This window comes from Weissella muntiaci (genome assembly GCF_008107635.1).
Classification (GTDB): domain Bacteria; phylum Bacillota; class Bacilli; order Lactobacillales; family Lactobacillaceae; genus Weissella; species Weissella muntiaci.
The window spans coordinates 1-13,899 of record NZ_SDGZ01000012.1 but is presented as its reverse complement, the minus strand read 5'-3'; the positions used below and the strand labels follow the sequence as shown (position 1 = coordinate 13,899).

The 13,899-nt window shown below is 40.5% G+C and carries 16 protein-coding genes and 1 riboswitch; of the genes, 1 reads left to right on the top strand and 15 read right to left on the bottom strand.

Annotation, left to right across the window (positions count from 1 at the left end; all coding sequences use genetic code 11):
- Nucleotides 1-166: 166 nt before the first annotated feature.
- The 6 genes from ESZ50_RS04145 to ESZ50_RS04120 all read right to left on the bottom strand — a co-directional run bounded on the left by ESZ50_RS04145 (nucleotide 167) and on the right by ESZ50_RS04120 (nucleotide 4,301).
- Nucleotides 167-541 carry a hypothetical protein gene (locus ESZ50_RS04145; protein ID WP_148622345.1) on the bottom strand — a complete coding sequence of 125 codons (375 nt, stop codon included), beginning with the start codon at nucleotides 539-541 and terminating at the stop codon, nucleotides 167-169.
- 106 nt (nucleotides 542-647) lie between these two features.
- Nucleotides 648-1,061, bottom strand: coding sequence for an Hsp20/alpha crystallin family protein (locus tag ESZ50_RS04140; RefSeq protein WP_148622344.1), 414 nt, complete (start codon nucleotides 1,059-1,061; stop codon nucleotides 648-650).
- 110 nt (nucleotides 1,062-1,171) lie between these two features.
- Nucleotides 1,172-1,810, bottom strand: a complete 639-nt coding sequence (gene thiE / locus ESZ50_RS04135) for a thiamine phosphate synthase (RefSeq protein WP_148622343.1) — start codon at nucleotides 1,808-1,810, stop codon at nucleotides 1,172-1,174.
- Between the two features lie 2 nt (nucleotides 1,811-1,812).
- A complete protein-coding gene (gene thiD, locus ESZ50_RS04130; protein ID WP_148622342.1) occupies nucleotides 1,813-2,607 on the bottom strand; it encodes a bifunctional hydroxymethylpyrimidine kinase/phosphomethylpyrimidine kinase in 795 nt (264 codons plus the stop codon).
- A gap of 18 nt (nucleotides 2,608-2,625) precedes the next feature.
- Complete coding sequence (gene thiM, locus ESZ50_RS04125) at nucleotides 2,626-3,366, bottom strand: hydroxyethylthiazole kinase (protein ID WP_148622341.1); 741 nt, start codon at nucleotides 3,364-3,366, stop codon at nucleotides 2,626-2,628.
- A gap of 107 nt (nucleotides 3,367-3,473) precedes the next feature.
- Nucleotides 3,474-3,569, bottom strand: a riboswitch (TPP riboswitch).
- 99 nt (nucleotides 3,570-3,668) lie between these two features.
- Nucleotides 3,669-4,301, bottom strand: coding sequence for a pyridoxamine 5'-phosphate oxidase family protein (locus ESZ50_RS04120; protein WP_148622340.1), 633 nt, complete (start codon nucleotides 4,299-4,301; stop codon nucleotides 3,669-3,671).
- A 272-nt stretch (nucleotides 4,302-4,573) separates the two neighbouring features.
- On the opposite strand from ESZ50_RS04120, the gene ESZ50_RS04115 reads away from it, so the two are divergent.
- Nucleotides 4,574-5,986, top strand: coding sequence for a C69 family dipeptidase (locus ESZ50_RS04115; protein WP_148622346.1), 1,413 nt, complete (start codon nucleotides 4,574-4,576; stop codon nucleotides 5,984-5,986).
- A 417-nt stretch (nucleotides 5,987-6,403) separates the two neighbouring features.
- On the opposite strand, the gene ESZ50_RS04110 is transcribed toward ESZ50_RS04115, so the two are convergent.
- The 9 genes from ESZ50_RS04110 to ESZ50_RS11910 all read right to left on the bottom strand — a co-directional run bounded on the left by ESZ50_RS04110 (nucleotide 6,404) and on the right by ESZ50_RS11910 (nucleotide 13,689).
- Entirely contained in the window at nucleotides 6,404-7,930 is a 1,527-nt protein-coding gene (locus ESZ50_RS04110) for a reverse transcriptase domain-containing protein (RefSeq protein ID WP_187387543.1), read from the bottom strand.
- 511 nt (nucleotides 7,931-8,441) lie between these two features.
- On the bottom strand, nucleotides 8,442-8,834 hold the full coding sequence (gene rpsI, locus ESZ50_RS04105; protein WP_148622338.1) for a 30S ribosomal protein S9: 393 nt from the start codon (nucleotides 8,832-8,834) through the stop codon (nucleotides 8,442-8,444).
- Between the two features lie 24 nt (nucleotides 8,835-8,858).
- Nucleotides 8,859-9,302, bottom strand: coding sequence for a 50S ribosomal protein L13 (gene rplM, locus ESZ50_RS04100; RefSeq protein ID WP_148622337.1), 444 nt, complete (start codon nucleotides 9,300-9,302; stop codon nucleotides 8,859-8,861).
- A 188-nt stretch (nucleotides 9,303-9,490) separates the two neighbouring features.
- On the bottom strand, nucleotides 9,491-10,240 hold the full coding sequence (truA, locus tag ESZ50_RS04095) for a tRNA pseudouridine(38-40) synthase TruA (RefSeq protein ID WP_148622336.1): 750 nt from the start codon (nucleotides 10,238-10,240) through the stop codon (nucleotides 9,491-9,493).
- A gap of 24 nt (nucleotides 10,241-10,264) precedes the next feature.
- Nucleotides 10,265-11,071 (bottom strand): energy-coupling factor transporter transmembrane component T family protein, encoded by an 807-nt coding sequence (locus tag ESZ50_RS04090; protein WP_148622335.1) that lies wholly within the window; start codon nucleotides 11,069-11,071, stop codon nucleotides 10,265-10,267.
- A complete protein-coding gene (locus ESZ50_RS04085) occupies nucleotides 11,064-11,927 on the bottom strand; it encodes an energy-coupling factor transporter ATPase (RefSeq protein WP_148622334.1) in 864 nt (287 codons plus the stop codon). The genes ESZ50_RS04090 and ESZ50_RS04085 overlap by 8 nt, the downstream gene beginning before the upstream one ends.
- Entirely contained in the window at nucleotides 11,903-12,745 is an 843-nt protein-coding gene (locus ESZ50_RS04080) for an energy-coupling factor ABC transporter ATP-binding protein (protein ID WP_148622333.1), read from the bottom strand. Before ESZ50_RS04080 ends, ESZ50_RS04085 begins: the two co-directional genes overlap by 25 nt.
- Nucleotides 12,746-13,237: 492 nt before the next feature.
- Nucleotides 13,238-13,417: a hypothetical protein gene (locus ESZ50_RS04075; protein ID WP_148621909.1), complete on the bottom strand. Its 180-nt coding sequence runs from the start codon at nucleotides 13,415-13,417 to the stop codon at nucleotides 13,238-13,240.
- Between the two features lie 149 nt (nucleotides 13,418-13,566).
- Nucleotides 13,567-13,689: a hypothetical protein gene (locus tag ESZ50_RS11910; protein WP_281282876.1), complete on the bottom strand. Its 123-nt coding sequence runs from the start codon at nucleotides 13,687-13,689 to the stop codon at nucleotides 13,567-13,569.
- Nucleotides 13,690-13,899 lie beyond the last annotated feature (210 nt).

Below are 13,899 nucleotides of genomic sequence, written 5' to 3'. Positions count from 1 at the left end.
GAATTAATTCATACTGTCAATAACCTAAATTATTGAATTTTTTTTGAACATTTCAAGTATTTTTTCATCGCCGAAACAACTTAATCTAAATTACAGGATGCTTGTACGAAAGTCAATAGGAAAATTAAAAAACCATGTAAATTCGTCATTCACATGGTTTTAACTGTTAATCTTTACTAACAACAACCGTAATCCGACCAGCATCCCAGCTATGAGTTGCTTCGACTCCAAACTGATTAACACCTTTATGTGTAGCATGATCTTCAAGAGTTGCCATCATTGCCTGATAGAAACTCGATGATGACCAGCCCATACCACCTTCAAGACCCTTAACAAACATTTGATAATAGACACCTTCAACCTGATCATCATCAAGTTCAAAGGTTATTTGACTAACTTCATCCCCATTGAACTTTACATCCATTGTGCTATCAGCGTCACCGACCATAACGCTACTTTCTTTCGGGCTCACTGGCAAACGGAGTTTTTCCGGTACTGCTGGGTTATATTTCTCAAGTAATTCTTTATAACTTGTTAGCATTATCTTCCCTCGAATCGATTAAATTTCTCTGTATCATTATATAACAAATAGGCTCAACAAGAAAAAAGACCAGTTAGCGACATGCTTGCTGGTCTTTAATTATGCATTAATCAATCTCAATCTTTTTACCGTGATCAAGTTCAGGTTCCCGATCATCCTTTGGCAAAATCACTGTTAAAATACCATCTTTCAATGTTGCAGTAATCTTGTCCTCATCGATCCGCGGAATTTGAAATGAACGTGCCATTTGTTGCGTAGACCGTTCAGTATGAATCATGTCCCCATGTTCATAATCCTCAAATGAATGTTTTTGAGCAGAAATTGTCAGAATGTCATCGCGATAACGTAAGGTTACGTCCTCCTTTGTCATTCCAGGCAACTCTGAAACTAATTCATATTGTGATTCTGTCTCATGCACGTCCGTCCGCATGCTCTCGTGAATATGATTTACTGCCGGGGCATTATCGGTAAACCAATCAAACGGATTCCAATTATTTCGTGGTCCTAAATCTCTTCGCATATCTACCTCCTTGTCGTTCACACAATCAGTACATTTACAAAATTATTGTCTCAAGTAAGTATGAATTTGCTCTGGCGATTTTGGTGCAGAACCATGAACTTTTTGAAGATTTACCAATATCTTTTAAACTGGTCAATTGTCTTATCGAGATTTCTGCTACGCGTCAACATTGATATAACAGCGACTCCATCTAGCGACGTTCTAGACAACAAACTAAGATTATCCAGGGCAATTCCGCCAATCCCAACTGTTGGCAACTCATTTAAAGCTAGTATGTTCACCAAGCCGTCGATCCCTAATGCAGGAGCGGCATCACTCTTTGAACGAGTTGGAAAGATTGGCCCTACACCTAAGTAGTCGGCTCCACTTGCCTGCGCTGCCTGCATCTCTACTGCATTTCGAACTGACAATCCAATCAGCATACTTGCTGGAAGATCTTGGCGTGCCTCCACAAGTCTTGTATCGGCCTGACCAATGTGTAATCCGTCTGCATTAACTGCCTTAGCCAGGGCAACATCATCATTCATAATAAACATGACTTGTGCCTCATCAGCCAATTGGCGAATTTGGTTGGCGAAGGCTAACCGTTCAGCCGCACTAGCATAAACAGCTCCCTTATCTCGAAATTGAAAGGTTGTAATGCCACTATTCAGCAGGAGCCGCAAACGCTCAGTAACCTCAGCTAATGAACGTCCCGGAAAATCCTGCGGTCCAGCAACCAGATAACGCCTTAATATATTACGTTCCATTTTTACCCCTTAACCCAATGATTCAACGGTCCATGACCATGACCAACTGCAATACCGTCTGCAATTGCTCTTTGCATAAATAACTTCGCCGCTGGCATGATTGCCTCTAAGGTCTTTCCTTGTGCTAGACCAGCCACAATATACGATGAAAGTGTATCACCGGTACCATGTGTTCGCTCAGTTTCAATCCGCTCACTTTCATAATAGCGGATACGTCCATCTGCTAATAGCAAAGCATCTCGAATCTTTTTACCTTGACCGTGACCACCTTTGATCAAGACATTTTTTGCCCCCATCGCTTGTAGATCGTGGAGAGCACGTTGAATAGCTCCTTCATCCACCAACTCATATCCAACCAAAACTGCTGCTTCGGTTAAATTCGGTGTAATCAATTCAGCAAGCGGAAATAGGAGCGTTTTAACTGAATGAATTGCTTCATCTGTCAGAAGTTTTGCGCCACCTTTAGCGACCATCACTGGATCAACCACCAAATTTTGCACATGCTGTCGTTTGAGATTAACAACAACTTCCTTAACCGTTGGATCATCAAACAAAGCCCCGGTCTTAGCAGCTTTGACATTCAAATCACCAAAAACCGAATCAAATTGTTCAGCAATAAATTTCGCCGGCGTTGGCAAAACGTCCTGTACTCCGAATGTATTCTGTGCAGTCAACCCAGTAATAACACTCGCGCTATAAACACCTTGATTATGAAACGTCTTTAAATCTGCATTGACTCCGGCACCCCCACTTGAGTCAATTCCAGCAATCGTTACTACCTGCGCAACTTCTTTCATATTTTCTTTCCTCAGTCCCTATTTACTTAGATGTAATTGATTTAAAAGTTCATCAATGAACAACCCTGGTCGATGATCCACTAATATTTCCGCTAACTGTCCGCTCTCACCAAATAATTTTGTCGCAGCAAAGGCTGCACCAAAATAATCTTCTGTAACTGCTGAATATGTCGCAATCAACGCTGATAACATATCCCCAGCACCTACATTAACTTTGAACAAGTCGCTTTGTGCCTCCACCGTTAAAATCTCATGTCCATCAGAAAGGACATCGGTCACTCCCGATTGGACAATCACCGCGCCCGTATTATTTGCCGCCAACTTCACAATGTCTCGATCTGGTTGTGCTACTAAAGCATCAATTCCCTTACCCGCTAGCTTAGTCTGTGCGAACCAAGCAATCTCTGACGCGTTTCCACAAATAACTGCAAATTTTATCTTTGCCAGCAATTCTTTTACAACTCTTCCTCGATAAGGGAGCATAACTGCAACCGGGTCTAAGATTACTGGCTTATTCATCTGATTCGCTAACCTACCAGCTTCTAAATAAAGTGGTAGTAGATTATCGTTGATCGTGCCGATGTTAAGCACCAGTGCATCTGAAATTCCTAATAACTCCTCCAGCTCATCCATTGAAGTTGTCATCAATGGTGAGCCACCGACATAGCTGATTACATCAGCTACACGCTGTTGTGTGACTGAATTAGCTAGATTCAAGATCAACGGTTGTGCTACCCGAACTCGTTTTGCAAATGTCATATTCCACCCTCGTTTCGATTGCTTCCTTACCAGAAAAAGACACAAAAAAACCAAATCAAGTTAAAAACCCAATTTGGCTAAATTTATTTCCCAATCTTTTTGATCGAAGAATGATAAATTTACTTCCCTACGCAAGTGCTAGCTTAATCAGGTTCAAAGGGTCCAATTACTTGTCTCAGGCATAGCCTCCCCTAGTAAGAATATTATATTGTCATCCCATTATCGCATTCTAATCGAGCGTTTTCAATTCTAGACAATTTTCAGCAATCCTGCATCTTGTTAAATTAAGCAAGCATCTTCGATTACTTAAATGCCATTGTCCAGCGTTTGCCCTTGAAATCCTCATAAAGAACTGAATCCACCGTCATTTTCAAAATCATCATGTTGGCAGCATTTTCATGTAGGTTTAAAATGTTGGGCTCTGTCTCAACTAATAACTGCGCCTTCTCATTCTGCAAAGTCTGTACCCGCGCTTTATTTGATGAAATCCGCATCCCTTGACTTAGCTCATTAAACCAAGTCGTAAAACTAACCTGCTGTTGATGTCTTAATAAGTCATGTGCTTTTGTACTTTGAGGTTCAGTGACCATGTAAAATACGTTCTCAGATCGCGAAGATTGCACAAAACTCATAATCGCTGTAGCTGGATTAGCATGCTCGTCTTGCCAAGTAAAAACAATATACCCTGGTAACTCATTCAATATTTTCGTTAAACGCCCCGCTTCGCCATAACTCCCTACACTCTCTGCTTTACGACGTCCCTTCATCAAGGTCAGCACAACCAGTGGCAATACTAGCAATCCATAACCAATGGTCATTGCTACAATAAAACTCGCTAGTTGATTTCCTAAAAAGTTGCTCTGATACAACCACACCCAAAGAATTGATGAAATAATAAACACAACCAATAACTGTATAAATCTTTTTAAATACATAATCTCCCTCTACTTTCTAACCAATTTCCATATTCTATAGATAAGTATAACATATATAAATAGGGTTAAAAAAGTCTATATAAGGGATTTTATTCACATGCAACCTAAAAATAGTTACACAAATTTGAATAATATTATTTTCTTATCAACTTCAATCCTCGCCATCCCCACTTGTACTCACCCTAATGCTTCCCGAGAATTTATCGTTCATCATTCAGCAAGAAGCGTAGAATTGAAAGAAAGCTCACTAGGGGGATTTCATTATGATTAACATGGCAGATCGGATTAAAGGTTCATGTACAACAATTCTAGTTGGTAAGGACGCATCGTTAGACGGCTCAACGATGATCGCTAGAAATGACGACGGACACGAGGCACTTGATCCACAACGTTTCGTGGTTGTTCATCCAGCAGATCAACCGCGTCATTATCAAGCGATTCTTTCTGGCCTCCAGCTAGATTTGCCAGATAATCCACTGCGTTATACATCAATTCCAAACGCAAATTTAGTTAACGGAACATGGCCCGCCGCCGGCATTAACAGTAAAAACGTGACGATGTCTGCAACTGAGACTATCACTACTAACCCACGCGTATTGGGATTAGATCCCTATGTTGAAGCTGGAATGGGTGAGGAAGATTTGGTTACACTTGTCTTGCCTTACATTAATTCAGCACGGGAAGGTGTTATCCGCCTGGGTGAATTACTAACTAAATTTGGTACTTATGAGCCAAACGGGATCGCCTTTTCCGATAATCAAGAAGTTTGGTGGTTAGAGACCATTGGTGGCCATCATTGGGCAGCCGTCCGGATTCCTGACGACGCTTATGTGATCGCACCAAATCGTATGAATATTGATCAGTTTGATTTTGCCAGCCCAGATTCACTAGCTTCCGATGATTTGAAGGACTTTATTGATGGAAATCAACTTAATCCTGATTTCAAAGGCTACAATCTACGCCATATCTTTGGATCAGCTTCTATCAAGGACACGATTTATAATAATCCCCGGACTTGGTTTGGACAGAAGCATTTCACTCCTAGTGTTGAAAAAGATTATGAACCAGGTGAGCAGGATTTACCTTTTATTGCCTACGCAAACCGTAAGATCACCATTGAAGATGTGAAATATGTTTTGAGTAGCCACTTTGAGAATACAAAATATGATCCTTACGGGCATGGTGATGCTAGTGATCGTAAGAAATTCCGTCCAATTGGGATTAACCGTAACCATAATGTTCACGTGCTTCAAGTTCGAAATAACGTACCAGCTTCAATCGCTGGTGTGCAATGGATTGCTTTTGGGGCGAATACATTTAATACGATTGTTCCATTTTATACGAACGTCAATGACACACCGGCTTGCTATCGAGATGCGACAGATACCTTTGATCCAACGAATATGTATTGGTTGAGCGCTACTACGGCATTGCTGGGCGATACTAATTATGAGTTCTATATGGATATGCGTGATAATTATACGTTGGAAGCAATGAGTGCTTATCATGCGGTACACCACGAAGTTGATAGCGTTGTGCATGGGGATGCTGATGTTACTGGATTATTATTTGAGGCTAACGAACGACTTGCTAAGATTGCTTTGACTAAGCAGACTGAATTGTTGGGAAAGATGGTTCGAAGCGGGTCAGAGAAGATGGTGTTGCGATTTAGTTTTGATGATTAACACAAAGAAACCAGTCAGATAAAATCTGGCTGGCTTTTTCAGTGATGAACCACCTCTATATTCGATAACACAAAAAGCGAAAGTTTCTATTTCACATAACAGAAAGAATTAATGTTAATTTAATTCGCCAAATTCACACGAAACAAGGAATGAACGAATTGATTCAGAAATACATACTATAAGATACTGAAACAGCAAATTATTCGGACTGCTACGCCAACAAGTGATCAATCGGATAAATAACTTGCCACACAAAACTCTCAATTAACAATCAGCAATAACATACTTATCGCAGGCATTTCGTCTAGATTCATGATCCACCATATTATAAGTTCCCTTCATCTAACCGTTAAACGAAACGTTCCCCTTTGTTCCACACTAAGAAATACATCAGCTTTCAAAATATGATCAATTTTGCTAATCCCAAGCATTTATTTTTTCTCTTGCTTCTGCTAATCTCCTCTGATTTTTTCCAATTACTCTCAGCGTTTGTTTCAGTATCACCGACTTCGTACCGTTCCCAATTTCGCCCATAATTCTATCTGATCTTACAGCGTAATCCATAAATGTTCCGTGAAACTCTAAAAGATTTCTCTGCTTCTCAACTCTATGCACCAAATACTTAGATACATTCTTATTTTTCACATAGAATTTCTTAGATGTTAGTAATCTGCTTTTAACTTCCCTATACAGCTTCCTCCGATGATCAGCCTCCTCCCCTTGGATTAGAACTCTATATAAGCCGTAAACCTCATTATATTTATATTTATAGATTGGCATCTCATCAATTTCTCTAATGGATAGAGTACTTACCTTTTTAATATCGTGTTCATCACGTATAACGTAATTAGTGGCTTTCTTACCTCTATATACAAATTTATATATGCTTTTTGATCTCAACGAAATCGTTAGCCCGTCAAATTGATAACCCAAATAACTTAACGTTGTCCGTCTTTTAAGTTTTACATCTTCCATTTCAGTCCCATTATAATAAAGCAATCTTGTCTTACTTTTCTCAATGGTTAGACCTAGCATTGATTCACTCATATTAATTATTTCATCACTAATTATAGAAATTTTCGAATCATCCATACCATTTCTGGGCAAAATTATAATGAAATCATCCGAATATCTACGATACATACCATTTAGATCTTTCATCAACCTCATCATGCTTTGGTCGAATTCCAACATATATACATTAGCTAGGATTGCACTTAATGCTGTTCCTTGAGGAATTCCCTTCACATTATGTTTAAATATCCTTCTATGAGAGATCTTTTTCCTCTTCTTAACGAAGTCACCCAATGCTTTTCTATTTTTAAATCTGGCACCGTTGGGCGAAAGTTCGTTAATCATTATCTTTCTCAAGTATTCATCCTCAACGACACGATAATCAGTTAATGATTTTAATACGCTTTCCCAATCGTCTGTTAATCCTGCTGTTCCCAAAATCGTTGAAACTTGACTCCTCAGTACCATCCAATCCAGATTATCAAAAAAACCTTTGAAGTCACCTTTAATTATATAAGCGTCCTTGTAATCTGATATTGTCTTAAAAACTTCCTTTGCGGAATATGTATTTGATCTATTCACCTTGGCGTCAGACTTCATATACGCCGTTACAGTATCATTTAGGTCTCTTGTTGAAAGAAATTCTTCATATTTTAGTGATAGAATCTCACCATAATACTTATATATTATGCCATCATGGTGACTGGCTACCGTAATTGGCCTTTTCTTAATATGAATTTTTTCACCATCATTTTTCTTGAGAACTTTATAATATCTGATAAACGGATAAAAACGATAATTAGCTATATTTTTTGGACTTTGAATATAAGATATATACTTTCCCATTAATCTTTTTGGGATTCTAAAATCAAAATGCCAGAAATTATTCTGAGATAAATAATATTCATCAATTCTACTTTCGTCTATCATATCTTCACCTTTCAAAACCAAATGAAAAACGAGTATGACAGTGAAGCACTATTTCACATTCGGGGTCATACTCGTTTGTATCAATGTTCCTAAGCAGTTTTGATACTTCAATTCAAGTTTGTGCTAAATTCATAATGAAATTATCAACTCAAAGGAGCAAACAGTTATGTTAGTCTTAGTCATCTTACTTTCATCATTTGCCATGAACGGTCTTTCTGCTAGCAGTTTCACCTGTCCAATGGTTCTTGATTTCTCTATTGAAATCAATTATTGATATGTCAATGGAACACATGTCTGCTCATCCATGTTTTATCCACTGGTAATTATAATCTATCATATATTTTCATCTCCAACAATCAAATATAATATCTAGACACTCTAAATTTAATATATGGCAAGTTATTATGACCTACCTAAGTACAAAAAAACGCACTCCGCTCAACACGGAATGCGCTTTTCAAAATCAAATTCATAAAACCCAAATTCGACAATACTGTAATAAATACAAATATTAACGCTTTGAGAATTGTGAAGCCTTACGGGCTTTCTTAAGACCTGGCTTCTTACGCTCCTTCATACGAGCGTCACGAGTCAACAATCCAGCAGCCTTCAAGGCAGCACGGAAGTCAGGATCCACTTGCAACAAGGCACGTGAGATACCATGACGGATTGCCCCAGCTTGACCTGAGAATCCACCACCGTTAACGTTAACCAATACATCATAGTTTCCTAGAGTTTCAGTTACGTTAAATGGTTGAATCATAACCTCACGCAAGTTTGCGAAAGGAACATATTGTCCTTGGTCACGACCGTTGATTGTGATCGTTCCGTTACCAGGTACCAAACGTACACGTGCAACAGAGTTCTTACGACGACCAGTTCCGTAATATTGTACAGTAGCCATATTTTACTTTCTCCTTTCGCTAGTTTAGATAAGCTTGTTGATGTCCAACATCTCAGGCATTTGGGCTGCGTGGTTATGCTCTGAACCAGCATAAACATGCAACTTCAAACCTTGTTGGCGACCAAGAGTTCCCTTTGGCAACATTCCATGAACTGAAAGCTCAATCAAACGTTGTGGGTTCTTCTCACGCAAATCACCAGCCTTACGCTCTTTCAATCCACCTGGGTGGTTTGAGTGGTGATAGTAGATCTTGTCAGTTGCCTTTTTTCCAGTCAAAGCGACCTTCTCGGCGTTGATAACGATTACGTTGTCACCTGTATCTACGTTTGGTGTGAAAGTTGGCTTGTTCTTTCCACGCAAAATTGATGCTACGACAGTTGATAGACGTCCCAAAGCTACATCAGTAGCGTCGATGACATACCACTTGCGATCAATTTCGCCTGGCTTTGCCATATAAGTTGTACGCATGGCGTATTCCTCCAATAATTCTGTTTGTTTACTTTACCTATAATTAAAAAGTCGTACCAGGACATTCCCATTGCGGTTGGTAAACAATACCGTTGTCTATATTACTAGTTTCTTCATAAACCGTCAATGCACAATCACTATATTAATCGTTTCTCTTGGCTAATTTTTAACATTCATTTCATTTGCGATCAATAATCAACCGACTTTAGATATAAACCAGATGCTGGTGCCGTAAAACGAGCCTCCTGCCGATCCTTAACTGTGAAAAGTCGTTGAATGTCATCAACCGGTCGAACGCCATTCCCAATCTCCAAGAGCACGCCAACCATGATGCGAACTTGATTATACAGAAAGCCACTTCCCGAGAATTCAAACCAAATTTCTTCATCTTCAGGATGAACCGACATCTTTGCACTATAAACTGTCCGCACAGTTGTCTTAGCTTGGAAACCAGACGCCGCAAAACTCACCCAGTCATGTTCTCCAACATAGTCACCAATTGCGGCGGTCATCTTATCAACATCCAATTTGCGATGCCAGTGGCCCGTGTACTTATGTTTAAATGGATCTTTGAATTCGGCCGTTGAGAAGCGATACCAGTAAGTTTTGTCATGAGCGCTATACTGGGCATGAAAATCATCGGAAACCTTCTCCACCGCCGTAACAGTTACATCAAACGGCAATTTTGAACTCATCCCTTTTCGGAGCCCCTCAGTTGGAACATCAAAAGGAAAATCAAAGTGTGCCACCTGTGCCAGCGCATGAACTCCGGTATCCGTTCGGCCTGACCCTTGCACCCGAATCCACTGGTCTGGGTTTCGTGCCATCATATTTACAACTTTTTCAAGCTCGCCCTGTACCGTCCGCTTCTCCGGCTGGACTTGCCAACCGAAAAACTCCGAACCATCATATTTTATCAATGCCTTATATCGCGGCATAATTTCCTCCATTTTATCAAGCTTTTACCAGCCCATTACACGCACCAATATTAGGACTAGGGCAAAAGCCAAAAATCCTAACATTGCGACCGTATCTTGTGTATGCCACGTTAATACACGGTACTTAGTGCGTTGTGTGCCACCACGATAACCACGGGCTTCCATCGCATCGCCCAATTCAATTGCGCGTTTAATCGCATTAACAAATAACGGGATCAACAATGGCACATATGCTCGTACGCGTTTCACAATACTACCTTCGTTGAATTCAACCCCTCGAGCTCTTTGCGCATTCATGATTGTCTCTGCTTCATCCATCAGAGTCGGTACAAAGCGTAACGCTATTGAAACCATCAATGCCAAATCATCGACCGGTACTTTGATCACTTTCAAAGGCTGCATCAAAACTTCCAATGCATCTGCCACACCTAAAGGCGGTGTCGTCAGCGTTAATACCGTCGAAAAAAAGATGATCAAGGTAAAACGCACAAAAATTGCAACTCCGTTAGTCAATCCATCCGAGGTAATCGATAAGAAGCCCCATTGAAACCAAACATGCCCTGTTTTAATGAATAAAATTTGAAGCCCTACCGTAAAAAGCATTAACCACATTAACGGTTGGAGTCCCTTGGCAAACACACGCACGCCCAAACCAGTTAGTTGAATTACCAGTGCCGCAAAGACGATTGCGATAATGTAACCGACAACTGAGTTTGCAATAAAGACTGCCAGAACAAAGAATACACTCAACATCAGTTTGACACGTGCATCCAGGCGATGAATCCATGAATTTCCAGGCATATACCGCCCAATAATCATATTATTAAACATGCCTTCCGCCTCCTAAACGCTCAGCCAGTTGATCTGCTAGCTGATTCATATCTAGTACATGCTCCAGCACGATGCCCTTTTGTGCCAATTGATCAGCAAACTGCCGCGCTAACGGCACATCTAATTGGCGTTCGTGTAACCAATCGGCATCCGCAAAGACTTCCTGTGGCGTTCCTTGCCGCACAACTGTACCACCTTCAAAGACAATCACTTGATCAGCATATTCTGCTACATATTCCATTTGGTGCGTAATCAAGACAATTGTTAGTGCCTGTTCACGTTGCAAAGTTGCGAATAAATTCATCAATTCTGTCTGTCCTGCTGGATCAAGTCCTGCTGTTGGCTCATCTAAAATCAACAAATCTGGCTCCATTGCTAGAACTCCCGCTAAAGCCACACGTCGCATCTGTCCACCTGATAAATCAAACGGTGTTCGCTCATCAAACTCGGCTGCCATGCCAACTAAACGTAAAGCTTTGACCGCCGCATCACGCGCCTCTGCTTCTGTTCTACCAAAGTTTTTAGGTCCAAACATCACATCCTTCAAAACGGTTTGCTCGAAGAGTTGTGCTTCTGGAAACTGAAAAGCCAGCCCAACGTGCGCCCGCATTTGATTTAAATCACGTGGACGCATGTCTGGCTCAATTGTCACCTCGCCATGCTCGATCACCCCACTGGTTGGAATTAACAGTCCGTCCAGATGTTGCACCATTGTCGACTTGCCTGAGCCTGTATGCCCAATTACCGCCGTAAAGCTATGCTCGGCAATTGTAAAATTAACATCGTGAAGCCCTGGCGTGGCAAAAGGCGTTCCTAATTGATAAGTAAAGCCTACTTCTTTGAAATTGATTGCCATAACCAAGCCACCATTCCTTCCATCGTCAAGTACTCCGTTGGCACGGCAATCCCTCTTTGTGCTAGCTGAGCTTTTAATTCCTCAGCAAACGGCACTGCCAACCCATGCTCGCGTAAGATTGCAGCATCTGCAAAGATCTCAGCAGGTCGGCCACTGTTAATCAAACTACCATCATCAAGTACCAACACCCGATCGGCACTGGCAGCTTCCTCAATATCATGCGTAATTGAAATTACAGTTAAGTCTGCACCCATACGTGCCTTCAGCTCACGAACAATCGCAATCATTTCACGCCGCCCCTGCGGATCAAGCATTGCAGTCGCTTCGTCTAAGATAAGTACTTGTGGCTGAATCGCCAAAACCGAGGCAATTGCCACACGCTGCTTCTGGCCACCGGACAAGCGTGCTGGTTCACGATCCACAAAATCGGTCATCTTAACTAATTTCAGGACTTCCTGCACCCGTTCAAGCATCGTTGCCCGGTCTATTCCGCGGTTTTCCATGCCGAAAGCGACATCATCAGCAACCGTTGCCCCAACAAACTGATTGTCTGGGTTTTGAAAAACCATCCCCACTAAATCACGAATTGTCCAAAGGTTGTCTGGTTCAACCTTAACACCAGCGATTGTAATATCGCCACTATCGGCCGCCAATAAATAATTTAATAACTTGGCGAAGGTCGACTTGCCCGAACCGTTATGGCCGATCATCGCCACCCATTCGCCTTGATTAATTGTTAAATTTAAATTTTTCAATGCTGGCACTGCGTTATTAGGATATGTATAAGATACATTCACTAATTTAATCAGTTCGCTCATGGCGCCAACCTCCTTTAAAATCAAGTGTTATTTTACCAAAATTTAGCCCCTTTAGGATAGTCTTTCCCTCTAAGGCGACAAATTAAAAAGCCCTACTGTTAATTCAGTAGCGCCTTTTAGATCATCTCATCCTATTCGACAGGTGTTCATTCCAAACAAAATAGACCAAAAAAGGTATCAGCAACACCAGCCAAATCAAGCTCATTAATGGCAACCCAACTACACCATGTTGCCAAGTATAGCCAAAATAATCCGCAAAACTGGCTCCAATCGGTCGTGTCAAAATATAACGCACTTTTGTGCCTACAAACGCCGGTATATCAACATCGAAATTAGTTGTATTATGCAAAGGACTCACTAGGGGACTCACTACTTTTTGTAAGTAAAAAAAGCATCTGAATCTCATTAGAAATTCAAACGCTACCTATTATGAATAGATTCTAAAATAACCCTCATCGAGTAATGTCGTCATTCTATCTTGAATGGCGTTTTTTATTGCTCTCCCGATTCGCGTTCTGCCATTAATTGTTTTAGTTCTTCTATATCATCATCAGTCGCTAAGTTTCTGATGAATGACCGTGCATAACTACGATACTGCAAATACTTAGCTTGTTCCTTATTCTTTTCTTGCCAGCGCTTGTTGCGCTCCGTCTGAGTATTCTTTTCGGACATTATTTTACCAACCCCACAATTAAAGTGATTATTTGGATAACTATCATCAAAGTAAGTAACTTTTCTGTTCTATTAAATTTCTTCATAATTATATGTTAATATGGATACACCAAAGGAAGGTCATCTCTGACCTTTCTTTGACAAGAGCCCTATGCAAGCAACTCTTTGATAAGTGCGATTAGCGAGATTCCTACACCTACTAATGTTAACTTATCTGACCTTGACCAAGGCTCTTTTTGTTTGCGCTTGGCGTGTTTAGGTTTGTATCTCATATCCTCCTCCTTTCTATATATTAATAATACTATATATAGTACGGTTTGTAAAGTGTTTTCTTGAAATTAATTATCTTTAAAACCATCAATATGGAAATAATTAAACTCGAAACTAAGTTGTAAATGCTCAAAATTGGCAAAATAACAAATTAGAACAAAAAAAAGCCCCGCCAAGTAGAAATTAATCTATGATGTGAACCCCGTAAGTTG